Below are 24642 nucleotides of genomic sequence, written 5' to 3'. Positions count from 1 at the left end.
GGTGTTGACTCTGACGTTACGTCATAGCTTATCGTTATATATGAGGTGATCACCGATGTATAAAGTAAAAGAAATGGCGGAGATGACAGGGGTCAGTGTGCGCACACTACACCATTATGATCACATCGATTTGTTGTCACCGAGCTATGTAAGTAAAAAAGGCTACCGTTTATATAGTGAAAAAGAGTTGGCGCGTCTGCAGCAGATTCTTTTCTTTAAAGAAATGGATTTCTCTTTGAAAAAGATCAAGGAGATTCTGGATGCCCCAGAGTTTGATGAAGCTGTAGCATTGGAGCGCCACCGTGAGATTTTAAGAGAAAAGAAAAAACGTTTGGAGCGATTGATCCAGTCGGTAGATCAGACGCTCGAATCGTTGGAAGGAGAAGATCGTATGGATAATGAAGACCGTTTTCGTCCGTTTGACAAAAGTGAAATTGAAGCTCATCAGAAAAAGTACGAGAAAGAGGTGGAAAAACGTTGGGGAGATACGGACGCTTACAGACAGTCCAAACAGAAAACATCTCAATATACAAAGGAAGATTGGAAGAAGATTCAACAAGAAGGAGACGAAATTGATCGGCAGCTTGTAAAACTAATGGATCGTGACCCTTCTGATCCAGACGTTCAGCAGTTAATTGATAAAAAACGTCAGCACATCACGGATCACTTTTATGAGTGCGACCTGGGTATTTTCAGAGGACTAGCGGACATGTACGTCAACGACCCTCGTTTCACTAAAAACATCGACAAATGGAAAAAAGGATACGCCGATTTCCTCAAAAAAGCCATGCACATGTACTGCGACCAACAGGAAAAAAAGTTAATCCCCTTGCGGGGGAGGTAATAATTGTATGACCAGGCCATACAATTATTACCAGAAATCCAAATACCCAGCCTTCACCGTCTTTGATTGTGATGGCTGGGTTTTTATGAATGGATTTCATAAATCAGACTGTTCCATTTTCTACCGTACCAGGTCATACAGTTTCTACCAATTTATCGCGGGCGGCAAATAAGCCCGTTATGCACTTTGATGTAGCCGTGTCTCAGGATGTCGAATCCTGCTTCATACATATAGAGTCCCATCTGTTCTACAGTCATGAGTTCCCGGTAAGTATGATTCATCACATCGGCCATGACATGATAATAAAGACGGGATCGAAGTTGGTTCCGTGGGGTGGTCAGAATTGCATAGCCGCCTTCCTTCAAAAAGCGCCGGTGCCAGTCAGCCACTTCCGGCTTGTACTCATCAGGAAAATGTTCCAACAGACCGACGGAAAGGACGATATCGAATTCTCTTCCGAATTCAAGATTGCGTATATCGTCAACCACATATTCAATATTTAATTCGTCTTTATAGGTGACTTTCCATTGTCCTGTTTTAGGATTTTCACCTAAGAAAGGATAATGTTCAGGAAATTCGCCAAACCGTGTCGTCTTGCAAAACTCATCGTAATCCACCATGATAATTTCTGTTCCTGGATACATGGCTCCAAGCTGCATCGCTTCATAACCTTCCGCAGCTCCTAGAAAGAGAATGCGTGGGCGATCTACATGTAACCCTTCGAAAAGTGCCCTTTTCCCGCGGGGATCCCAGATTCCATCCTGGATTCTATGAACATAATTCCATAACTGCAATTGAACAAGGTTACCTATCGCTTGTTTAACTTGCCCAGGCTTAAATGAAGAGAGACTTCGGATGAACTGTTCTTTACCAATGCTCTTTTCCTGCGGGATATCTTTAATGAACCACTCATGAAAGGATTTATTGAAATAAGTCCATGAAGTGTGCGGGTCCATCATTTGATCATTCTCTTGCTCCCATTCTGTCCGTTCTTTGGAGTAATTCTTGACTTCAAAAGGTTTACCCACATCTTTCCATGACAAAAGGGACCAATCAGATACCGTGTTTACACGAACAAACTTGTTATACTCTTTCTCTGAATACCGTCTAAGGTCGACGCGATATTGTGGATGGGCAAACGTTTTGTCCATATGCTTTTCACTATAAGGCTTGGGTATCCTCGAATCCTTGATAGCAGCTTCCCCTACCATAGACCAATCACCTCTCCATATCATTTAGTACAACTATAACTGCTATTGTAAGCGTTTACAATAATTGCCTAATTAGATGGGTCACTGTTTAGATGTGCGGGTCTTACAGAAACTGGTGTACCAGGTCATACATATATTCCCAATCACATGTGAAGTCTGGATGTATAATACAGGTACATTTATCCACTACAACCGCATTATTACACTGTAGTAAAGATGATGTAATGTTTGAAAAGTTATTGTTGTGTTCCTGTTATTGGAATATGAGCTGTGCGTGTTACAGTAGGAATTGTGATTTTGAGACAGCGCTTAGCCGAGGGCTGAGCGAGAGCTGTTTACCAAGGAGGGAAATTAACATGATGAAAAAAACAATTGTTTCTTTGGCGGCGGTCGCATCGGTTTCGGCAGTAACAGCAACAGCAGTAAGTGCAGATGAAATTAAAGTAGAAAAGGGAGATACTCTTTGGGGCATTGCTCAAAACAATGGAGTATCTGTGAATGATATAAAAGAAGAGAACGGTTTGAACTCTAATCTGATTTTCCCTAATCAAGTCCTTTCTATCAATGAAGGACAAAACGGAAATGCTCAATCCCAAACTTCCAGCAGCGTCCACACGGTTCAATCCGGTGACACGCTTTATAGCATTGGACAAGCAAATAACGTAAGCGTTCAGGAACTGAAAGCTTGGAACAACCTTAACTCCAATCTGATCTATCCTGGAGAGAAGCTAACTCTTGATGGAGCAGCAGTTGCAGAACAGTCCACATCTGAAAAGAGCTCAAGCAATGAAACAGCAGAAGCAGAGCAGACATCCAGCCAGCCAGCTGAAGATGGCGTGGTTAAAACGTTGAACATGGAAGCTACCGCTTATACTGCATTTTGTGAAGGTTGCTCTGGTATAACTTCAACAGGAATTGACCTGAGAGCAAATCCAGATCAAAAAGTTATTGCCGTAGACCCGAACGTGATTCCATTAGGTTCTGAAGTTTATGTAGAAGGCTATGGTAAAGCGATCGCCGGTGATATCGGCGGTGCAATCCAAGGCAACCGTATCGATGTATTCATGGCAGATCGTTCTGATGCTCTTGACTTCGGACGTAAGAGTGTAGAAGTAAAAGTATATGAATAATATAGATGGAGACGATCCTTTTAAGGGTCGTCTCTTTTTGTTTTTCCGCTGGTATGCGTTTTAAAACCCCCTCTTTAAAAATGAATATCTATTAAAAATTTCCTCTTTCCTGTTGGCTGCCTAACATTGTAAAATATTAAAAATGACATTTTTCCACATAAATAGGTTTAAAAATCAACCCGCGCGGAAATTGTTCAGCAATGATGATTCCTTAAATAAGCTATCTAGTTAGAAAAAAACGTATAAAACATAAATTTTTCTTGCGTTTACGAAGTTTTACTAATAATATCAAGGGGAATCGTATTATATACTAAGAAAAGAAGGGAGGACACCACGATGACTCTGCTATACTCAAAAGCCCGTGAGCTGTTCGATCAGGATTATAAAAACAGCCCGGAAGCACAAGTTCAATCAAAAGGTAAAGGCGTGAAGCGTACACGGAGTGGAAAGGTTCTATTCTCTTTCCGTAAGCAGACTAACAAGCGGAAATAGCATTAGAAGTCGTGGAGGTAGCTATGAGAAGTAACAAAAAAAGAATTAACATGGTCGACTATTTAAAACAAGTTGTCCCGTGGATCAGCGTTTCATTGACAAGGTCAGTCATGAAGCGCTGATTTTTTATATTCCGGAGGAAGGTTTACATATATGAGGGTTCGGTTATCGTATTCGCTAAGGAGGCGAAAAAATGAACATATTTTCTGGCGAAGCATTAAAAGGCGAACACATTCTCGTGACAGGGGCGACAGGTGGGATTGGATATGAAACTGCTAAGGAAATCGTCCGTGCTGGAGGTCAAGTGACTATTACAGGCAGGAACGAGGAGAAACTGGCCTCATTAAAAGAGGAATGTGCTACGACGATAAATGGAGAAATGAAAGTTTTTATAAGCACTGCTGATTTAAACGATGAAACGGATCGTGTAAACGTAGTGCGAGACGCCAGGCAGGCGATAGGTCCTGTGACAGGACTTGTCAATTCGGCTGGTGTCATAGGTGGAGGTCCGCTGGAAGATCTAAAAGAGGAAGACTTACGTAAAGTGATGGAGCTCAACTATTTTTCATCCGTCCTTTTCACCCAGGAAGTCTATAAAGATATGAAAGTCAATGGGAGAGGGAGCATCGTCAATTTATCTTCCCTCTCTGGATTAAGAGGTACACATTCCGGTACAGCTTACAGCGCTTCGAAATTTGCGATTACAGGCTTCACACAGTCTTTCGCTCATGAAGCCATTGAACATGGTGTTCGTGTCAACGCCGTCTGCCCCGGCTACGTAGATACAGCGATGGGGCAAGAAGCTATTCGTGCAAAAGGGGAAAGAGAAGGAAGAAGTTATGAAGAACAAAGGAAAGCAGCTGAACAAGGGATTCCTTCAGGAAAGCTGAGTACCCCAGATGAAGTGGCGAGATCCATTGTCTACCTATTATCAGAGGCATCGACCAATATTGTTGGAGAATCTTTGAAAATATCTGGAGGCAGCGTCATGCGATAATGAGAAAAGGAGGTGAGCCCTTTGTCAGGAGAACGATACTCAAGACAACAGCTTTTTCACCCAATAGGAGAGAAAGGGCAGCGCCGTCTGAAAGAATCGCACGTGCTCATGATAGGGGTTGGTGCCCTAGGAACAAGCAGTTCGGAGCAGCTGGTAAGAGCAGGAATTGGAAAAATAACGGTCATTGACCGGGATTACGTAGAATTCAGTAACTTGCAGAGACAGCAGCTCTTCACAGAAAAAGATGCGGAAAACCGTATGCCTAAAGCGGTGGCTGCCAAAGAACGGCTGGAAAAAGTAAATAGTGAGGTTCACATTCACGCTGTAGTAGATGATGTTCAAGCAGAAGAGCTTGAAAAATACTCAGAAGACATCGATTTAATTATAGATGGAACAGATAACTTCGAAACACGTATGCTCATCAACGATTTCACCCAAAAACACCAAATTCCCTGGATTTATGGGGGGTGCGTAGGGAGTCATGGGATGAGTTATACCATTATACCTGGCGCGACCCCTTGTCTCTCATGTTTGATGAAAAGCATCCCTCTAGGTGGGGCTACTTGTGATACGGTTGGTGTGATCAGCCCGGCGGTTCAAATGGTCGCTGCCCATCAGGTGACGGAAGCATTGAAAGTTCTAGTAGGAGATGTCCACTCCGTCCGCCAAGGTCTTGTCACTTTCGATCTTTGGACGAACGACTATACGACGATTAAAACCGGACGTATCCAAAGGGAGGACTGTCCATCTTGCGGGGACGAACCGACCTATCCTTTTTTATTCGGTAACCAAATGACAAAGGTTGCAGTTCTATGTGGGAGAGACACCGTTCAGATACGCCCAGCTGAAAAGGGTCAGAGAGATTTGAACGAGTTGAAAAATCGACTGCCGGATGGAGAGATTCAGGAGAATCCTTTTTTATTATCCTATAAAAGGTCGAAGCACCGTATGGTTTTCTTTCGAGATGGTCGCGTGTTGATTCACGGTACAAAAGATATCAAGGAAGCAAAAACGTTGTATCATAAAATTGTTGGTGGTTGATCGGTTGATGTGGTTTGTATAGGGAGAGAAAAGGGAATAAGTAAAGCAACAACTAATAAGGAGAGTGCACCATGGCACGACTATTAAAACGAGTGTTCAAATATGGACCGGTGGTATATCCGATTATTAGAAAATTCATGAGAAAACGAAAAGGGCGTTACTAAAAGTGAGCAGTGATTTGCTCGCTTTTATTTTTTTCTATATATAATAAGGAAGAAAAAGATGAATCTCATTCTATTAATCTAAAAAACAAAAAAAGTATTGAAAAACCTATTGCGTGATTAAAAATGCCATGATATATTATTACTTGTCGCGTTAAGAGAGCGGCAAGCCGCGAACGGCTTAACAAAATAAATCATAAAAAGTTGTTGACGAAAACAACTACACATGATATATTAATTAAGTCGCTGTTTTGAAGCGGCAAACAAAACATTTGATCTTTGAAAACTGAACGAACCAACCAGTACGTCAAAACATTTCTTCTTTATAGAAGAGATTTGAAACAAAGCACATTCGGTGTGCAAATGAGCAAGTCAAACTTAACTTTTATGGAGAGTTTGATCCTGGCTCAGGACGAACGCTGGCGGCGTGCCTAATACATGCAAGTCGAGCGCGGGAAGCGAGTGGATCCCTTCGGGGTGAAGCTCGTGGAACGAGCGGCGGACGGGTGAGTAACACGTGGGCAACCTGCCTGTAAGATCGGAATAACCCCGGGAAACCGGGGCTAATGCCGGGTAATACTTTCTTTCGCATGAAGGAAAGTTGAAAGATGGCTTCTTGCTATCACTTACAGATGGGCCCGCGGCGCATTAGCTAGTTGGTGAGGTAACGGCTCACCAAGGCGACGATGCGTAGCCGACCTGAGAGGGTGATCGGCCACACTGGGACTGAGACACGGCCCAGACTCCTACGGGAGGCAGCAGTAGGGAATCTTCCGCAATGGACGAAAGTCTGACGGAGCAACGCCGCGTGAACGATGAAGGTCTTCGGATCGTAAAGTTCTGTTGTTAGGGAAGAACAAGTACCGTGCGAATAGAGCGGTACCTTGACGGTACCTAACGAGGAAGCCCCGGCTAACTACGTGCCAGCAGCCGCGGTAATACGTAGGGGGCAAGCGTTGTCCGGAATTATTGGGCGTAAAGCGCGCGCAGGCGGTTCCTTAAGTCTGATGTGAAAGCCCACGGCTCAACCGTGGAGGGTCATTGGAAACTGGGGAACTTGAGGACAGAAGAGGAGAGTGGAATTCCACGTGTAGCGGTGAAATGCGTAGATATGTGGAGGAACACCAGTGGCGAAGGCGACTCTCTGGTCTGTTTCTGACGCTGAGGTGCGAAAGCGTGGGTAGCAAACAGGATTAGATACCCTGGTAGTCCACGCCGTAAACGATGAGTGCTAGGTGTTAGGGGGCTTCCACCCCTTAGTGCTGAAGTTAACGCATTAAGCACTCCGCCTGGGGGAGTACGGCCGCAAGGCTGAAACTCAAAGGAATTGACGGGGGCCCGCACAAGCGGTGGAGCATGTGGTTTAATTCGAAGCAACGCGAAGAACCTTACCAGGTCTTGACATCCTTGGACAACCCTAGAGATAGGGCTTTCCCTTCGGGGACCAAGTGACAGGTGGTGCATGGTTGTCGTCAGCTCGTGTCGTGAGATGTTGGGTTAAGTCCCGCAACGAGCGCAACCCCTAATCTTAGTTGCCAGCATTTAGTTGGGCACTCTAAGGTGACTGCCGGTGACAAACCGGAGGAAGGCGGGGATGACGTCAAATCATCATGCCCCTTATGATCTGGGCTACACACGTGCTACAATGGATGGTACAAAGGGCAGCGAAGCCGCGAGGTGTAGCAAATCCCATAAAACCATTCTCAGTTCGGATTGCAGGCTGCAACTCGCCTGCATGAAGCCGGAATCGCTAGTAATCGCGGATCAGCATGCCGCGGTGAATACGTTCCCGGGCCTTGTACACACCGCCCGTCACACCACGAGAGTTGGCAACACCCGAAGTCGGTGAGGTAACCTTTTTGGAGCCAGCCGCCGAAGGTGGGGCCAATGATTGGGGTGAAGTCGTAACAAGGTAGCCGTATCGGAAGGTGCGGCTGGATCACCTCCTTTCTAAGGATATAACGGAAACGTACTGTGTTGGTTGTTCAGTTTTGAGAGATCAAACGATCTTTCAACTTGTGAACCTTGAAAACTGGATAAGGAATCATTGTTTCATCTAACGATGAGACAATTGATGACAAGACATCTAATTGAAATTGTAAACGTCTTTTCACGAAGATAGTTAAGTGAATAAGGGCGCACGGTGGATGCCTTGGTACTAGGAGCCGATGAAGGACGGGACTAACACCGATATGCTCCGGCGAGCCGTAAGTAGGCTTTGACCCGGAGATTTCCGAATGGGGAAACCCACTGTTCGTAATGGAACAGTATCCTATACTGAATACATAGGTATAGGCAGGCACACCCGGGGAACTGAAACATCTAAGTACCCGGAGGAAGAGAAAGCAAACGCGATTTCCCAAGTAGCGGCGAGCGAAACGGAATCAGCCCAAACCAGAAAGCTTGCTTTCTGGGGTTGTAGGACACTCCATTGGAGTTACCAAAGAGGAAGATAGGCGAATCGATCTGGAAAGGTCAGCCAGAGCAGGTAACAGCCCTGTAGTCGAAATCTTTCTCTCTCCGGAGTGGATCCTGAGTACGGCGGAACACGAGGAATTCCGTCGGAATCCGGGAGGACCATCTCCCAAGGCTAAATACTCCCTAGTGACCGATAGTGAACCAGTACCGTGAGGGAAAGGTGAAAAGCACCCCGGAAGGGGAGTGAAAGAGAACCTGAAACCGTGTGCCTACAAGTAGTCGGAGCCCGTTAATGGGTGACGGCGTGCCTTTTGTAGAATGAACCGGCGAGTTACGACCGTATGCGAGGTTAAGCAGCAGAAGCGGAGCCGCAGCGAAAGCGAGTCTGAATAGGGCGAGTGAGTATGCGGTCGTAGACCCGAAACCGTGTGATCTACCCATGTCCAGGGTGAAGGTCAGGTAACACTGACTGGAGGCCCGAACCCACGTAAGTTGAAAATTACGGGGATGAGGTGTGGGTAGGGGTGAAATGCCAATCGAACACGGAGATAGCTGGTTCTCTCCGAAATAGCTTTAGGGCTAGCCTCAGAATAGAAAGTCATGGAGGTAGAGCACTGATTGGACGAGGGGCCCCTATCGGGTTACCGAATTCAGTCAAACTCCGAATGCCATAGACTTTGTTCTGGGAGTCAGACCGTGGGTGATAAGGTTCATGGTCGAGAGGGAAACAGCCCAGACCGCCAGCTAAGGTCCCAAAGTGTGTGTTAAGTGGAAAAGGATGTGGAGTTGCTTAGACAACTGGGATGTTGGCTTAGAAGCAGCCATCATTCAAAGAGTGCGTAATAGCTCACTGGTCGAGTGACTCTGCGCCGAAAATGTACCGGGGCTAAACACACCACCGAAGCTGCGGATTGATCTTATGATCAGTGGTAGGAGAGCGTTCTAAGGGCCGTGAAGTCAGACCGTAAGGACTGGTGGAGCGCTTAGAAGTGAGAATGCCGGTATGAGTAGCGAAAAAAGAGTGAGAATCTCTTTCACCGAATGCCTAAGGTTTCCTGAGGAAGGCTCGTCCTCTCAGGGTTAGTCGGGACCTAAGCCGAGGCCGAAAGGCGTAGGCGATGGACAACAGGTTGATATTCCTGTACCACCTCCTTTCCGTTTGAACGACGGGGGGACGCAGGAGGATAAGGAGAGCGCGCCACTGGATGTGCGCGTCCAAGCAGTGAGACGGTCGGATAGGCAAATCCGTCCGGCAACGTCAAGCTGTGATGGGGAGGAAATATAGTACCGAAGCTCCTGAGTTCACACTGCCAAGAAAATCCTCTAGTGAGGAAAGAGGTGCCCGTACCGCAAACCGACACAGGTAGGCGAGGAGAGGATCCTAAGGTGAGCGGGAGAACTCTCGTTAAGGAACTCGGCAAAATGACCCCGTAACTTCGGGAGAAGGGGTGCTCCTCTGCCGAGGAGCCGCAGTGAAAAGGCCCAAGCGACTGTTTACCAAAAACACAGGTCTCTGCGAAGCCGTAAGGCGAAGTATAGGGGCTGACACCTGCCCGGTGCTGGAAGGTTAAGGGGATGCGTTAGCTTATGCGAAGCGTTGAACCGAAGCCCCAGTAAACGGCGGCCGTAACTATAACGGTCCTAAGGTAGCGAAATTCCTTGTCGGGTAAGTTCCGACCCGCACGAAAGGTGCAACGACTTGGGCACTGTCTCAACGAGAGACCCGGTGAAATTATACTATGTGTGAAGATGCACATTACCCGCGACAGGACGGAAAGACCCCGTGGAGCTTTACTGTAGCCTGATATTGAATGTTGGTACAGCTTGTACAGGATAGGTAGGAGCCTTAGAAGCCGGAGCGCTAGCTTCGGTGGAGGCGCTGGTGGGATACTACCCTGGCTGTACGGACATTCTAACCTGGGACCGTAATCCGGTCCGGAGACAGTGTCAGGTGGGCAGTTTGACTGGGGCGGTCGCCTCCCAAAAGGTAACGGAGGCGCCCAAAGGTTCCCTCAGAATGGTTGGAAATCATTCGCAGAGTGTAAAGGCACAAGGGAGCTTGACTGCGAGACCTACAAGTCGAGCAGGGACGAAAGTCGGGCTTAGTGATCCGGCGGTTCCGCATGGAAGGGCCGTCGCTCAACGGATAAAAGCTACCCCGGGGATAACAGGCTTATCTCCCCCAAGAGTCCACATCGACGGGGAGGTTTGGCACCTCGATGTCGGCTCATCGCATCCCGGGGCTGTAGTCGGTCCCAAGGGTTGGGCTGTTCGCCCATTAAAGCGGTACGCGAGCTGGGTTCAGAACGTCGTGAGACAGTTCGGTCCCTATCCGTCGTGGGCGTTGGAAATTTGAAAGGAGCTGTCCTTAGTACGAGAGGACCGGGATGGACACACCGCTGGTGTACCAGTTGTTCCGCCAGGAGCATCGCTGGGTAGCTACGTGTGGTCGGGATAAGTGCTGAAAGCATCTAAGCATGAAGCCCCCCTTGAGATGAGATTTCCCTTACCTATAAGGTAATAAGATCCCTCAGAGACGATGAGGTTGATAGGTCCGAGGTGGAAGCGTGGTGACACGTGGAGCTGACGGATACTAATGGATCGATGACTTATCTATCTGATTTCAATCATTCGTGAATGACAATTGCTTTTCAAACAAGATGTTTCCTTATCCAGTTTTGAGGGTTCACCTCAAACTTTATATTGATGTGGTGGTGAAGGCGAAGAGGTCACACCTGTTCCCATGCCGAACACAGCAGTTAAGCTCTTCAGCGCCGATGGTAGTCGGGTTTACCCCCGTGAGAGTAGGACGCCGCCACATCACTTCATAACCCTTCAGGAATATTCCTGAAGGGTTATTTTTGTATTGTGCGTTTCGTATGGGTTTGGTAAAGTATAGAAATATTGATAGGAACGGAAGGGGTCCAACACGATGAAACTGTACGGTGCTTTACTCTCCTTAAGTTTAATATGGGGATTATCTTTTGTTTTTATAGAAACGTTGATCGGGACAGCCGGGGTGTGGGGTACTGTCTTTTTCAGGTGTCTTGCTGGAGTTGTGGTTCTTCTTCCGTTTGTTTTTTATAAGTGGAAGAAACATCAGCTTCCCCAATCGATCCCGTGGGGTGTATTGGTGATCGTCGGTGTGTTCAATGCTGGGCTTCCATGGGGGTTGATTGCCTTAAGTCAGACAGTGGTGACCAGTAATACCGCAGCTGTCCTCAATGCCACCACCCCTATTATGACAGGTTTGATTGGTTTTCTAGTTTTCTCAGTTCTTTTAAATAAGTGGCAGTGGGCTGGAATTGTTATAGGCTTTATAGGCATTCTTATATTGACTGGATTTGAGTTCGGAAGTGTACGATCCAATGATTTTATCGGTATAGGAACCATGCTTCTTGCAACCTCATGCTATGGCTTTGTTTCACACTTTACACGAAAGCACCTACGGGGATTTGATGTGATTCTTCTGACCAGTATCGCCCTTCTCGTGGGAACTATGGTTGGTCTTATGGGTATTCTTTTGACACAACCGACTCTATTTACCTCTATAGGGACGGATTTGAATGTTACTTTTGCAATCAGCGTGATCGGTTTAGGTTGTGTTGGTTCTGGAATTGCTCACTTACTTTTCTATTATATGATTGATCGAGGGGGTGCCGAGTTTGCAAGTATGGTTACATACCTTGTCCCGATGACCGCCCTTTTCTGGGGACACCTGCTTCTTGGTGAACCGGTCACAAGTCAGTTGATCATTGGTCTTGCTGTAATTTTTGCAGGTGTTTATTTGTCCACGAGAAAAAAACGTGTAAGTCGTTCATTTGTAGGGAAGAAAGCAAGTTAAGGTTCGTTTTTAATGTATGTGATAGAATGTGATTAACGATGCTTTTGAGGGGAAATGCTTATGAACCGCTGGGATTCCACACCGGTCATCCGCTTTTTCGGAGGTCGGAAACTTTTATTCATTTTAGGAGTACTCCTGCTGATTGGATTGAACATCCTTGTCTTTTCAAGTGTAGGGTTCATCTTCGATCCTTTTTTAATTTTTGTTAAAACGGTAGCTTTGCCGTTAATACTTTCTATTGTCGTCTATTATTTATTGAGGCCAATCATCAACTTGCTTGAATCATGGAGAATTAAAAGGATCTGGGGAATTTTGATCACTCTCCTGGCACTGGTTGGGATCATCACAATGCTTGTGGTCCTCATCATTCCATTTCTTGAGAAGCAATTGATCAGTCTGGCTGAAGAGCTTCCCCGTTACTTACAAGATTTGATTAATACAATCGATGAATGGTTGAGGAATTCGATTTTTTCTGTTTACTATACGAATCTATTTGAAGACGTGGATGGAATATTGAATCAGATTCCTGATTATATTTCTTCTTATGCCTCTGAGACCGTAGAAGGGATTACGAATATTATTTCAACCGTGACGAACGTAGTCGTAGCGCTTGTAACGTTGCCGTTCATTCTCTTTTATTTGCTGAAAGATGGGTATCGTCTCCCGTCATTTATCATAAGACTGTTCCCGCCGAAGGTCCGTCCAGAAGTATCCAGTGTATTTAAAGGTATTGATCATCAACTGTCGGCTTACATTCAAGGACAGATCATCGTCAGCTTTTGCATCGGCATTATGATGTACATCGGCTTTCTGATTATCGGACTGGAGTATGCTTTGTTACTTGCTGCGATTGCCAGTGTAACAAGTGTGGTTCCATATTTAGGGCCGGTCATAGCGATTACACCTGCGTTGATTATATCGATTGTGACTTCCCCTTTTATGGTTGTGAAACTGGTCGTCGTTTGGACGATTGTACAGTTGCTGGAAGGGAAGTTCATATCTCCGCAAATCATGGGGAAAAGTTTGCACATTCATCCCGTCACCATCATCTTTGTTTTGTTGACGGCTGGTCATTTATTTGGAATTGTCGGGATCATTTTAGCTATTCCTGGCTACGCGATTCTGAAGGTAATTGTATCCCACCTCTATTACTGGTTTCAAAAGCGATATAACCGGTTCGTGGAGGAAGAAAATCAATATAAAATCCAATAAAGAAGGAAGTGGGATCAGCCACTTCCTTCTTTATTTTTGTAATTTGATTTCTTTCAAACGCTGCCGTTGTTCTTCCGGCCACCATGCTCCGCAGTCACTGGATACGACGCAAGCAGCACAGGTTTCAAGGTCATAGACGCGCATGCCACGGATAGGTGGAGAATAGAGGTGCAGAGTCACAAGTGGTGTTGTACCTTCTCGGCCCATTTTATGAATCCCTTTTTCAGGAGCGAAAAAGAGGCTTCCATTCTCCTTGAATTCTGTGAAGAGAGGAAAAGGCAAAGATTCACCATGGGCTTGATAAACCGTTTGCTTTGTTGTTCCATTCATTACTTGGATCCAGCCTGTGGACTGCCCGTGATCGTGAGGCGCACATTCAATATCTGCCCAATTCATGACAATCATTTCCACATCATCATCTTCGTATATCATTTGGCGGTAATAGGGCTTACCATCAGGGTCCTCTAGATAGGGAGCTAATTCTTCTAAAGTGATTTCAAGCTCAATCAATGTTTTTTTCAGGGTTTCGGGGCAATGGTCATCAAGATTTTCGAATGCTTTCTTTACTCGTGTGCTCATCTTCATAGTAGAAATCCTCCTTATTCCACATGTTTTCTAAATGAAATTCTTCCCTGTACGAGCATCACACCTGCGATGATCAAAAGACCTCCGAAAAGGGAAGAGGCAATGAATTTTTCATTCAGCAGGATGATGGCAGCGATGAGTGTAGCCAAAGGTTCGAAATAGAGAAAGACAGAGACCTGCGTTGCCTGCATCACCTCTAATGCTTTTGCCCAGTACCAGTAGGCGATGGCCGACACAAAAATGCCAAGAAAAAGCAAGTGGGCCAAGTGCTCCGTTGAGAGTGAACGTAATTGGTCCACCCCATGGTTCCTGATGAAGAAGGGAAGGGTCAAAAAGAACCCGATGGTGCTCATATAAAAGGTCAGGACAAGAGAAGGTACAGGGACGGATAATTTTTTTAAAAGAACGGAATAGACAGCCCAGTTCAATGTGCTTACAATCATAAGAATATAACCAAGACTCAAGGAGAAGCTGAAGGTGCGGCCGCTCCCGAGGGTTGTAATCATGAAAACACCTGTGACGGCAATCGTAATGCCAGCAATTTTCTTCAGGGTAAGCTTCTCCTGCAAGAAAATAAAAGACAGAAAGACTGTAAACACCGGGGAGAATGAAATCAACCAGCCTGCATCGGATGCGTGGATGGTCAGCAGAGCGGTCGCCTGGATCACTTGGTGAACAAATACGCCGAGGACTCCTAAGATGAGTACATGTGGAAGATACTTGATATGTATTTTCAAAGGGTATTGGAATAGAAGTACCATCAATAATAAAAAGATCGCCCCAATTCCAAACCGGATGACAAGCAGGGAAAAGGGATCCAATTTTTCTAAAACGGCTTTGGTGGAAACGAAAGACACACCCCAGAAGGTTATGGAGAGGAATGCATAGAGCGAAGCTCCGATTCGCGATGAAGAACTCATAGACCGTGTCCTTTCCTCATATAGTCTCCCTTCACTATATGCGGGAAACGGACAAGCATGAGCCTCCAATCTTCTATTCTATCGTAACAGAACCACTGTGAATCAAAACTTTTTCGACGAATATTCTGATCATTAGACAGGAAGTGTCGAACCAATAAAAAAAGCCTAAGGTATCCTTAGGCTTTTCAAATGATCCAGTATGTGAGAATCGAAAGCAAAATAGATGTCACAATTAATAAGAGCATCGGTTTTAATGCCCGGTGTCTGACATCATGTAAACTTACGCTGAGACCGAGACCAACCATGGCCATCGTTAAAATGAAGGAAGTGAGCAACGAGACGGCTTGCATAGCTGCTGCAGGAATAGTAACAATGGTTCCATTCACAAAGCTTCCAAATAAGCTCATCAGGACGAAACCAACAAGGAACCACGGATAAGCGATGGAGGAACGGCTTTCTTCTGTTCCTTTCTTTTTCATAAACCAGATCAACAGCAGACTGAAGGGTACAAGCAGAAAGACACGACTAAGCTTGGCGACAAGGGCCATTCCCAGGCCATCATCTCCAGCAGGTTCTCCGGCGAGGGCAACGTTCGCCACTTCGTGCAAACTGATTCCCGCCCACATGCCGTAAGCTTCTGCATCCACTGGTAGGAGGGGGCGGATGAGAGTGTATCCAATGGCGAATAACGTACCGACTACGGAGATGACACCTGCACTGATGGCTGTGTCCTCTTCTTTGGCTTTCAAAATAGGCGTGACGGCAGCAATGGCGGATGCTCCGCAGATACCTGTTCCGATTCCGAGAAGTGCCATCATCGATCGGTCGGCATCAAATAGCTTGGCAAAAAAGAGCATAAGTCCGATTGCAAATACAATGACAATCGTTCCTTTTAATAAAAGAGGGAAGCCCTCTTGAAGAATGACGTTGATATTTAATTTTAATCCGAACAAAATAATCGCTAGTCGCAATAATTTTTTTGCTGAAAAGTGGATTCCCGTACGCATGCTCTCTGGATAACCGAAAAAATGGCGGTACAAAACGGCTAAAAGAATGGCTGTCGCAAGAGGACCGACCTGGTTCAACAGCGGAAGCATGGCGAGTAGAAATCCGACAGCTGCAACGATGGCTGTAAATCCGATTCCTTTTAGGAGAGGTTGGTAAGAAGTGTAGTTCATCGATGGGACCTCCTTTGTTTCCTTTATCTATCATACGCCCCGGGTGGTTATTCGTAAAATAAAACTTTATAATGTTAATCATAGAAAAAACTAATGATTGGAGCGGTTCTTTTGGATTTAGAAGCATTGAAAACCTACATTACCGCCATTGATGAAAAAAGTTTCACGAAAGCATCTACGCTTTTGAATTTGTCGCAGCCAACAGTTAGTGCGCATATCAAGAATCTGGAGCGTTTTTTTCAAACGTCGTTAATTGATCGTTCACCGAAACATTTCGAAGTGACAGCTACAGGGGAGATGGTTTATCGAAGGGCGAGACAGGTCCTTGGGCTGCTGGATAAAGCCAAAAATGAAGTGAAGCAATTCCACGATCAGGTAGGTGGGCAAATCCATATTGGTGCGAGTTACACGGTGGGAGAGTATATCATTCCATCGATTATAAAAGCCTTTGATGACATGTACCCAGCGGTTGAATTGCAGGTGCGAATTGCCAATTCTAAACGAGTTAACCGGGAAGTGCAGCAGCATGAGCTTGATTTAGGACTTGTGGAGGGCAAAGTGACGGAGCAGGGATTGAGTTCCATTCCATTCATGGAAGATGAAATGGTCGTGATCGTTCCTGAAACTCATCCTTTGAGAAAGTGTAAAGAGGTGACATTTCAAGATTTACAGGACCATACGTGGATTACACGTGAAGGAGGGTCGGGGACGAGAGCTATGCTGGATTATATGTTGGAGTCATCGAACATCCGACCGAAAAAGACAATAACGATTGGAAGCAATCATGGAGTTGTCCAAGGAGTGAAGGAAGGTCTGGGGCTTTCTTTTATTTCAAAAACGGTTGTGGAACATACCGACGCTGCGGAGTTAATCATGAATCTTCCTTATATCCACTCGACAACACGATCCTTTTCCATTGTCACTCCATCCAATGAAGAGGAAATTACGGAAGATGCTCAAGTCTTCATACAGCACGTCATGGAATTGTATGAATTGTCATAAAACCATTACATTCATTTGGAGGGGACTTTGTTATGATAGAAGGGAGAGGGAAGTTTGGTTTGGTTCATTGAACGACTGCAAAAGGAAGATCTTAGCCATGTGGTTAGGATGGTCAGAACATCAATCTTGAATATATCCCCCCGGTTTTACAATCAAGATCAATTGTCAGCTTGGGCGGAAGGGATCAAAGATCAACCTCTTCTTCATCAACGTTTTCTTCATGCCTACTCACTTGTCGCCAAGGACACTGACGACAGCATTATAGGTTTTGCCAGCCTTGTGGGACCTCACATCGATTTTTTGTATGTAGCCGCAGATAGGCAGGGGGAAGGTATAGCCACTCAACTGCTCCATCTTTTAGAGGAACAGGCTGCGAAAGAAGGAGTGGAGGTTCTTACGACCGAAGCGAGTGCCGTCGCGAGACCGTTTTTTCAGAAGCGAGGATATGCCATTAAGAAGGAACAGGTGAAATGGATTCGAGGAATATCGATAAAAAATGTGCAAATGTTTAAAAAGGTGCATAAGTAGTAGGAACTACGGGTATCGTCTTTTATAGAAAAAATTGAAACGTTTGTACAGTCCCGTTCGTAATGAAGATGGATGTGTTTCTATGCCAAATCTTATTTCATATACTGAGGTGAAAAAATGAAGAGACTAGACCAGATTGTCGACTATTTGAAGACGCTGGGAGTTGAGGTCGAGAAGGTATATCGCGCACCGAAGGAAGAGACGAGATAAGCAGAGCTGAATAACACCACTCGAGGTATGCTCCTACATAGAGAAGCATACCTTTTTGCTGGGCATTTTTAAGCCGGTTTTGTGATCTGTTTAAATGCCGGTCGTTTGGATTGGATATGCGCCCAGAGGACACCACCTGTAACCGGAATGAGCAGGCAGAGGAAAACGGCAGGCGCTCCATGGGAAGAAGCAAGAACACCGAAAATGGGACCGGTCACAACGACTGATGTCTGATTGCAAAGCATGCGCAGGCTGGACATGCGTCCATGAAAACGGGAATCCGTCGCCATTTGCTGCACAGACTGCAATAAAGCACGCACAAACGATGTACCAAGACCGATCAAAAGAAAGCCGAGGAAAGCCACAGGAACGAGATTGGTGAAACTAACGATCGCAAGCCCTGCAGCCGTTAAGAGGAGCGACCAGGTGCCGATGCGGTTCTGACACTTTGCCCACCACCATGTTCCGATAAGTCCAGCAAGGATACCTCCGATGGAAAACGTGCTGTCCAGCATTCCGTAGACGAGCGCACTCTGCTTTAGATGTGAACTTGTATAAACGCTTAAAAATCCCAAAGTCGTGTGGAAGGTAAGCTGTCCAAGCATAAGCATGACGAACAATCCATAAAGCATCTGGTTCTGATGTACATAAACGAATCCTTCTTTCATCTCATCCCAAAAGGTGAGAGAGTCATTGGAGTGATTTCTTTCGACCGGCGTGTAACGGATCATCTGAATGGTGGCTGCAGCCCCCACATATAAAAGGACAACGACAGTTAACGAGGTTTCAATAGCTGCAAGTCCGGCCAACACTCCGCCCACAGCCGCTCCCGTTAAACTTCCAGCAACGGTAGAGGAACCGGACCATGAAAAGATCCGAGGAAGAGAATCTCTCGGAAATACTTCAGCCACAAGAGCTTGTAAGGAAGGGCGGAATAAGGATCCTGCTGTTTGCATGAACATATGGGCGGCAATCATAAGCCATGGATGTTCAACCTCAAACCAAAATGTCCCTATTAATAAGACTAAACAGATGATGCTTATGACACCCGCGAGGAGAGCGAGCTTTTTTCGGTTGCTTCGATCGACCAGAACCCCGAAAATGATGTTTGAAAAAAGCCCGGGAATAAATCCAAAGCTCACGAACAACCCTGTGTAAAAAGCATCTTCCGTCCATTGATATAAAAACCACGTGATGAGGACGAAGTACATCGCACGACCACTCTCATATAAAAAATACCCACTCATCAATCTTCTTGTATTCGCTTTGTTCATGTTTTCCCTCCTCTATCTACATTTATCGTACTCGGTTTTTAGTGATTTGGATAATATTGCATTATAATTATAAGTGATAAGAAATTTTTATGGGGGGACTGTTCATGAAGATTGAGGATTATCAGCTTCTGCTTAATTTGAATCAATTTAGAACCATCCGAAAAACGGCCAAGTCCATATTAATCTCCCAACCAGCGATCACACAGCGTTTGAAATACATAGAAGAACACCTGGACGGACAGATTTTTCTCCGTACTCCGAAAGGGTTGCTTCCAACGCCTTTTGGAGAAGTTGTCTTGACTCATGCAGAGCATGTACTTGCTCAGGAGGATGTGTTGAGAGAAAAATTGGCATTTGTGGAAGGAAAAGTGACCGGTACGCTATCGCTCGGAGCTTCTTCCTTATACAGCCAGCATTTTCTTCCTGATGTCCTGCAATCGTTCACAAAAGCATTCCCAGATGTAACGATCGATCTGGTCACAGGAGTAAGTGAAGAAATACGCCAAGCCGCCTCCTCCTTTCATATTGCCATTGTTAGAGGGGAACCAATTGATGACTACGAATCCGTCCATCTATTGAGTGATCCTCTTTTCCTCTTAGATACCGTGCCTATGGGAAAAGGAGAGCGGCCACTGATTGAATTCAAGAGTGATCCAGGTTTTCAGAAGCTCATTGAAAATTGGATGGCGCGGGGGACCGGCATGTTGGTCAAACGTTCAATCAAGGTGGATCATTTTGAAACAGCCAAACAAATGATGAAGCGGGGTCTAGGAATGACGGTCCTTCCTGAAAGCATCATTAAAGAGGAAAAAGACGCCTATAGTTGTTTGCCGCTAGAGGCAGAGGGGCGAGCGATAGTCCGGGAAACTTGGGCATGTGTGAAACAGGGAGGTAGAGCATTGCCCCAGGTTGAAGCGTTCCTTGATCACATCCAAAACGAGGTGAGGGAATGAATCAAAGAGAAAAGCATTTGGTCGCGGTCATCGATGAGTGGAGCCCCTACGTCCGCCCGTTGTTCGAATTGGCTCAGTCGTCTGACAACGAGTGTTGGATCGGTGCTGGTGTAATCACTCAAAGCGTGTGGAACTACCAATTTGGTTATCCCGCTGACTATGGTATAGGGGATGCAGATTTGATTTATTTTGATTCTACGGGCACGCTTGAAGAAGAAAAGAATCTCGAAAAACGATGGAATGATAACTGTAGGAACGTGCCTTTTTCTATTGATGTAACGAACGAAGCCCTTGTCCATCTTTGGTATGAAGAGAAGTTCAATCAGTCGATCAAACCGTACACATCTGTCAAAGATGCCATCGATACCTGGCCGACGACGGCTTCCTCTGTCGGGGTCAAGCGAAAGAAGAATGATGGGGAATATGAAGTTTACGCTCCTTTCGGTTTAGAGGATCTTTTTCAAGGAATTATCCGACCGAATAAGCGTTTGATACCGGAAGAAGTTTACTGGAATAAGGCTGAAAAATGGAAAAGACGCTGGCCGGAGCTTAAGATTCTACCATGGTAAAAGGATGGTACTTGCATGATTGGTAGAATTCATTTTATTATTAAAGTAATTCATTCCAATCTTGAAGGGGATGTTCTAACGTGTCGGAAGAGCTCATGTTTGCTAGATTAGAAGAGATTCAACAGAATGAATTTATAAAAGCGGCGATCGATCATGTTGGTGCTGGAGTCGTTATAACGGATCCAGAGCAGGAGGATAACCCGATGATTTATTGCAATCAGGGGTTTTTGGATCTGACTGGTTATGAACGTGGGGAAATTCTAGGGCGTAACTGTCGCTTCCTGCAGGGGGATGAAACGAACCCGAAGCATGTAGAACGCCTACGTGAAGGTCTTTCTAAACAAACGCCTGTGCAAGTAGAAATAAAAAATTATCGTAAGGACGGTACGATGTTCTGGAATGAATTACATATTTTTCCGGTGTACATCGAGCAGATGGATCAGGTGTATTTCGTTGGTGTGCAAAAAGATGTGACAAAGCGTCGGGAACAGGAAGAACTGATTGCGCATTATTTGTCAGAGGTTAAAAGGTTATCGACGCCGATTGTGCCCGTACAGGATAACATCTCAGTACTCCCGCTTGTCGGGACTATTGATGATGACAGGCTTCAGCAGATGCTGGAAGCGGTCAGTCACCACGTAAAAGAAACGAAAGAGGATTACTTGATCTTGGACATGTCTGCTGTGCATTCTTATAACGAAGCGGTTCATATGGGCATCTATCAGATGAATCAGTTGTTAGACCTGATGGGAACGAAACTCGTCATCACAGGTATCAAACCAACATTTGCCATTCAAAGTGCCCCTTACGCAGACTTTAGTGAGCTATCGCTTCAGACATATGCCACAGTGAAACAAGCCTTGAAAGTATTAAGAGAACAACTATAATGACAAGCAGCGCGTTCCATCCCCTAAATGGACGCGCTGCTTTTTTGTTTGAGGAGAGATATTTTCCAATATCTGTATGACCTGGTCAAGGACTAAGCGCTCTTTTCGTGTAATAAGTGAACTTCTTTGTTTTTCCGTGTCGGGAGCATATGGAATACGATGTTGAGCGTGATAGCCGTCACGCTGCCTGCCACGATGCCATTACTAGTAAGGATTTGTATGCTTTCAGGTAGTTTGGCAAACAATTCAGGGACGACTGTGACTCCTAAACCCATGCCTACAGAACAAGCGACAATCATAGAGTTTTCATGAGATTCGGACAACACACGGCTGAGCATTTTAATGCCTTGAGAGATGACCATTCCGAACATCGCAATCATCGCACCACCTAGCACAGCGGTAGGGATGATGGTCGTAAAGGCAGCAATCTTCGGAATGAATCCCAGGGTAACTAACAGGCCTCCCATGACGAAAATAACTCTCCGGGATTTCACGCCTGTCATGTGCATGAGCCCGACATTTTGAGAAAAAGCAGTATAAGGGAAGGCATTGAACACACCGCCGAGAAGAATCGCTAATCCTTCAGCCCGATAACCACTGGCTAGATCTCTTTCATTCAAATTCTTCTCTGTCATTTCACTTAATGCGAAGTAAACGCCAGTAGATTCCACTAGAGATACCATGGCTACTAAAATCATGGTTAAAATAGCAGACCAATGAAAGGTCGGTGTCCCAAAGTAGAAAGGCTCAATCATATGGAAGAAACCAGATTCATGGACGGCTGAGAAATCCACTCTTCCAAAGAGAGCAGCAACCAGAGTGCCTCCTAAAATACCAATCAGAATGGCGATGGAGCGCATGAATCCTTTCGTGAAACGATAAAGAAGAACAATGAATAAAAGCGTTCCAAAGGAAAGAGCAAGATTGGCAGGGGAACCAAAGTCTTCAGCCCCTTGGCCTCCGCCCATGTTGTTGATGGCAACAGGAATTAATGTAATTCCAATAATCGTTACAACGGTCCCTGTGACGACAGGTGGGAAGAATCGAACAAGTTTCCCGAAGTAGCGGCTGATCAGGATGACGAACAATCCGGAAACGAGAATGGAGCCGTAGATAGCCGAAACCCCGAATTCACCTCCGATGGCGATCATTGGACCGACGGCTGTAAACGTACAGCCAAGGACGACAGGAAGACCGATACCGAAATAACGATTGCGGACGACTTGCAAGATGGTTGCCACCCCGCACATTAAAATATCAATAGCGACAAGATAAGTGAGTTGTTCAGAATCCAGCCCCAGAGCTCCACCAACAATCAATGGAACGAGGATTGCTCCAGCATACATCGCCAATAAATGTTGAATTGCTAACGCCGTTGTTTTCATGAGGATACCTCCTGTTCTCCAAACGTGACTTTACTGTCCTCAAGGGATGAAAGCGTGGCGAGAGATTCTACTTTTAATCCTTGGCGTCGTAAGAGACGTCCTCCATCTTGAAACCCTTTTTCTATGATGATCGCTACACCGGAAATCGATGCTCCTGATTGTTCCACAAGGTCAATCAGCCCCTTCGCTGCCTGACCATTCGCGAGAAAGTCGTCAAGGATCAAAACGTGATCATCATGTGTCATGAAGTTTTTTGATATGGAGATGTCATTTGTTTCTTGCTTTGTAAATGAGTGCACCTTTGATGTGTAAAGGTGATCTTTCATGGTCAACGATTTTTTCTTCCTTGCAAAGATTGCAGGAACCCCCAGGCTTAGGGCAGTCATTTGAGCGGGTGCAATTCCTGAGGACTCTAATGTCAGTACCTTCGTAATCCCCAAATCTTTGAAACGTCTCGCAAACTCTTCACCAATTTCTTTCATGAGTACAGGGTCTATTTGATGATTCAAGAAGGCATCAACTTTAATAACGGAAGAAGATAGAACTTTCCCTTCTTCCACGATTTTCTTTTTCAAACGATCCATATCCAACGCACCTTTCTGGGTTAAGTATTTAGGTAACAAAAAAGCACGAAAAGCTTGTTTCCTCTATGGAAAGCAAGTCTTTTCGTGCTAGACGTAGACAAAGACAATGAAACCGTGGACAGGAAAGCCCCGGTGTCTTGTGCTGCTTTTCATAGTCGGTCTATTTACGGTAAACCGGTAGAAACTTGCAGGCCCTATCCCCGCGATTATATGAAAACTTATATTCGAATGATATGGATAGTATATCAGTTTATTGTTCGTAATCAACCCCTATTTAGGAAATTAGATGACAATATTAATAGTTTTGTTCGTGTTGACATGGGTGTTTGTTTAGGAGATAGTGGATGGGAAGAGAGTTACTCTTTTCTATTGAAAATTTTACCGCCTTATGGTGGCTTCGTCTTAGAAGCTGAAAAGGGAAGTTTGGTGAAAAGCCAACGCGGTCCCGCCACTGTAATGGGGAGGTGCATAGATGACCCACTGTTTTTTTATGGGAAGGGCTATGTGCTGATGAACCTGAGTCAGGAGACCTGCCATAAGGAAGAACATGAATTCCTACGGGAGATAGGAGGATGTTACGTGTATTGGATCCATCAAGAGCCTTTTACGGTTCCATGAACTAAAGGGAGAATGCGCTTTGTAAATTCTCCCTTTGAGGGATATTCACTTTCAAGAAGGAGGAAACCATTCATGGAACCTTTACCTGTTCGTTATTCTAGAATGACTCAAACAAGATTAGTGCTGCCACCAGATACGAATCACCTGGATACTATTTTCGGAGGGAAAGTCCTTTCATATATCGATGAAATTGCTGCTCTTACTGCTATGAAGCATTCAAACTGTGTAGTTGTCACAGCTTCCATAGACTCTGTAGATTTTTTATCTTCAGCTAAAGTAGGGGATGCATTGACGTTAGAAGCTTGTGTGACGAGCACGGGACGTACATCAATGGAAGTGTATGTGAAAGTCTTTGCAGATGATTTACTTCAAGGCCAAAAGGTTATGACGACCGAATCATTTTTAACGATGGTCGCTGTAGATGTCGAAGGGAGACCGACACCGGTGCCGCCCATCATACCTGAGACAGAGGAAGATAAACAATTGTTTGAAACGGCTCCATCCAGGAGAGAACACCGAAAAAGCAGACCGGCCCTTCGATGATAGGTATATAGTGTTTTGAAAACCAATAAACAAATGCAAAGACACCACATTTTAGT

The 24642-nt window shown here is 45.3% G+C and carries 20 protein-coding genes, 3 rRNA genes and 2 riboswitches; of the genes, 16 read left to right on the top strand and 7 right to left on the bottom strand.

Features of this window, described 5'->3' with window-relative positions; translation table 11 throughout:
• The first annotated feature begins 55 nt into the window (after positions 1–55).
• Positions 56–844 carry a MerR family transcriptional regulator gene (locus LC065_RS03255; RefSeq protein ID WP_306163753.1) on the top strand — a complete coding sequence of 263 codons (789 nt, stop codon included), beginning with the start codon at positions 56–58 and terminating at the stop codon, positions 842–844.
• 152 nt (positions 845–996) lie between these two features.
• Here LC065_RS03255 and LC065_RS03250 read toward each other — a convergent pair whose 3' ends face one another.
• Positions 997–2055 (bottom strand): class I SAM-dependent methyltransferase, encoded by a 1059-nt coding sequence (locus LC065_RS03250; RefSeq protein ID WP_226594613.1) that lies wholly within the window; start codon positions 2053–2055, stop codon positions 997–999.
• Positions 2056–2414: 359 nt separating this feature from the next.
• Here LC065_RS03250 and LC065_RS03245 point away from each other — a divergent pair, with 359 nt between their 5' ends.
• The 9 genes from LC065_RS03245 to LC065_RS03205 all read left to right on the top strand — a co-directional run bounded on the left by LC065_RS03245 (position 2415) and on the right by LC065_RS03205 (position 13350).
• Complete coding sequence (locus LC065_RS03245) at positions 2415–3185, top strand: LysM peptidoglycan-binding and 3D domain-containing protein (protein ID WP_226594633.1); 771 nt, start codon at positions 2415–2417, stop codon at positions 3183–3185.
• Positions 3186–3521: 336 nt separating this feature from the next.
• Positions 3522–3677, top strand: coding sequence for a hypothetical protein (locus LC065_RS03240; RefSeq protein WP_167356080.1), 156 nt, complete (start codon positions 3522–3524; stop codon positions 3675–3677).
• Between the two features lie 193 nt (positions 3678–3870).
• The gene (locus LC065_RS03235; protein ID WP_306163752.1) at positions 3871–4674 is read left to right on the top strand and encodes an SDR family NAD(P)-dependent oxidoreductase; all 804 of its coding nucleotides are present in this window, start codon (positions 3871–3873) and stop codon (positions 4672–4674) included.
• A gap of 21 nt (positions 4675–4695) precedes the next feature.
• A complete protein-coding gene (locus tag LC065_RS03230; RefSeq protein WP_226594617.1) occupies positions 4696–5715 on the top strand; it encodes a thiazole biosynthesis adenylyltransferase ThiF in 1020 nt (339 codons plus the stop codon).
• Positions 5716–6260: 545 nt separating this feature from the next.
• Positions 6261–7826: ribosomal RNA gene (locus tag LC065_RS03225) — 16S ribosomal RNA — on the top strand.
• Between the two features lie 170 nt (positions 7827–7996).
• Positions 7997–10911, top strand: a 23S ribosomal RNA gene (locus tag LC065_RS03220).
• 90 nt (positions 10912–11001) lie between these two features.
• Positions 11002–11115 (top strand): 5S ribosomal RNA (gene rrf / locus LC065_RS03215).
• The 16S, 23S and 5S rRNA genes sit together here, the layout of an rRNA operon.
• Before the next feature lie 111 nt (positions 11116–11226).
• Complete coding sequence (locus tag LC065_RS03210; protein ID WP_226594365.1) at positions 11227–12138, top strand: DMT family transporter; 912 nt, start codon at positions 11227–11229, stop codon at positions 12136–12138.
• A 60-nt stretch (positions 12139–12198) separates the two neighbouring features.
• Positions 12199–13350, top strand: coding sequence for an AI-2E family transporter (locus tag LC065_RS03205; RefSeq protein WP_226594361.1), 1152 nt, complete (start codon positions 12199–12201; stop codon positions 13348–13350).
• 30 nt (positions 13351–13380) lie between these two features.
• Here the strand turns inward: LC065_RS03205 and LC065_RS03200 are convergent, their stop codons facing one another.
• The 3 genes from LC065_RS03200 to LC065_RS03190 all read right to left on the bottom strand — a co-directional run bounded on the left by LC065_RS03200 (position 13381) and on the right by LC065_RS03190 (position 16033).
• Positions 13381–13935, bottom strand: a complete 555-nt coding sequence (locus tag LC065_RS03200) for a cysteine dioxygenase (RefSeq protein WP_226594360.1) — start codon at positions 13933–13935, stop codon at positions 13381–13383.
• A gap of 14 nt (positions 13936–13949) precedes the next feature.
• Positions 13950–14855 carry a DMT family transporter gene (locus tag LC065_RS03195; RefSeq protein ID WP_226594358.1) on the bottom strand — a complete coding sequence of 302 codons (906 nt, stop codon included), beginning with the start codon at positions 14853–14855 and terminating at the stop codon, positions 13950–13952.
• A 185-nt stretch (positions 14856–15040) separates the two neighbouring features.
• Complete coding sequence (locus LC065_RS03190) at positions 15041–16033, bottom strand: YeiH family protein (RefSeq protein ID WP_226594355.1); 993 nt, start codon at positions 16031–16033, stop codon at positions 15041–15043.
• Between the two features lie 111 nt (positions 16034–16144).
• Between LC065_RS03190 and LC065_RS03185 the strand changes: the two genes are divergently transcribed.
• Both LC065_RS03185 and LC065_RS03180 read left to right on the top strand, forming a co-directional pair.
• Positions 16145–17035 (top strand): LysR family transcriptional regulator, encoded by an 891-nt coding sequence (locus LC065_RS03185; protein WP_226594353.1) that lies wholly within the window; start codon positions 16145–16147, stop codon positions 17033–17035.
• Positions 17036–17089: 54 nt separating this feature from the next.
• The gene (locus LC065_RS03180; RefSeq protein WP_226594351.1) at positions 17090–17563 is read left to right on the top strand and encodes a GNAT family N-acetyltransferase; all 474 of its coding nucleotides are present in this window, start codon (positions 17090–17092) and stop codon (positions 17561–17563) included.
• 278 nt (positions 17564–17841) lie between these two features.
• Here the strand turns inward: LC065_RS03180 and LC065_RS03175 are convergent, their stop codons facing one another.
• Positions 17842–19047 carry an MFS transporter gene (locus LC065_RS03175; protein WP_226594350.1) on the bottom strand — a complete coding sequence of 402 codons (1206 nt, stop codon included), beginning with the start codon at positions 19045–19047 and terminating at the stop codon, positions 17842–17844.
• Between the two features lie 104 nt (positions 19048–19151).
• Between LC065_RS03175 and LC065_RS03170 the strand changes: the two genes are divergently transcribed.
• The 3 genes from LC065_RS03170 (at position 19152) to LC065_RS03160 (ending at position 21456) form a co-directional block, all read left to right on the top strand.
• A complete protein-coding gene (locus LC065_RS03170; protein ID WP_226594348.1) occupies positions 19152–20000 on the top strand; it encodes a LysR family transcriptional regulator in 849 nt (282 codons plus the stop codon).
• Entirely contained in the window at positions 19997–20569 is a 573-nt protein-coding gene (locus LC065_RS03165) for a nucleotidyltransferase family protein (RefSeq protein ID WP_226594346.1), read from the top strand. Before LC065_RS03170 ends, LC065_RS03165 begins: the two co-directional genes overlap by 4 nt.
• 80 nt (positions 20570–20649) lie before the next feature.
• Positions 20650–21456: a YtvA family blue-light photoreceptor gene (locus tag LC065_RS03160; RefSeq protein ID WP_371933392.1), complete on the top strand. Its 807-nt coding sequence runs from the start codon at positions 20650–20652 to the stop codon at positions 21454–21456.
• Positions 21457–21548: 92 nt separating this feature from the next.
• Here the strand turns inward: LC065_RS03160 and LC065_RS03155 are convergent, their stop codons facing one another.
• Together LC065_RS03155 and LC065_RS03150 are read right to left on the bottom strand one after the other, a co-directional pair.
• Positions 21549–22841: a nucleobase:cation symporter-2 family protein gene (locus LC065_RS03155; RefSeq protein WP_226594344.1), complete on the bottom strand. Its 1293-nt coding sequence runs from the start codon at positions 22839–22841 to the stop codon at positions 21549–21551.
• Positions 22838–23425 (bottom strand): xanthine phosphoribosyltransferase, encoded by a 588-nt coding sequence (locus LC065_RS03150; RefSeq protein ID WP_226594342.1) that lies wholly within the window; start codon positions 23423–23425, stop codon positions 22838–22840. The genes LC065_RS03155 and LC065_RS03150 overlap by 4 nt, the downstream gene beginning before the upstream one ends.
• A gap of 132 nt (positions 23426–23557) precedes the next feature.
• Positions 23558–23659, bottom strand: a riboswitch (purine riboswitch).
• Between the two features lie 138 nt (positions 23660–23797).
• Positions 23798–23977, top strand: a riboswitch (cobalamin riboswitch).
• A gap of 138 nt (positions 23978–24115) precedes the next feature.
• Between LC065_RS03150 and LC065_RS03145 the strand changes: the two genes are divergently transcribed.
• Entirely contained in the window at positions 24116–24586 is a 471-nt protein-coding gene (locus LC065_RS03145) for an acyl-CoA thioesterase (protein WP_226594339.1), read from the top strand.
• The last annotated feature ends 56 nt before the right edge of the window (positions 24587–24642 follow it).

It is taken from the genome of Halobacillus litoralis (genome assembly GCF_020524085.2).
GTDB lineage: Bacteria > Bacillota > Bacilli > Bacillales > Halobacillaceae > Halobacillus > Halobacillus litoralis_E.
Note: the sequence above shows the minus strand (reverse complement) of the source record. Positions and strands in the feature narration are given on the sequence as shown.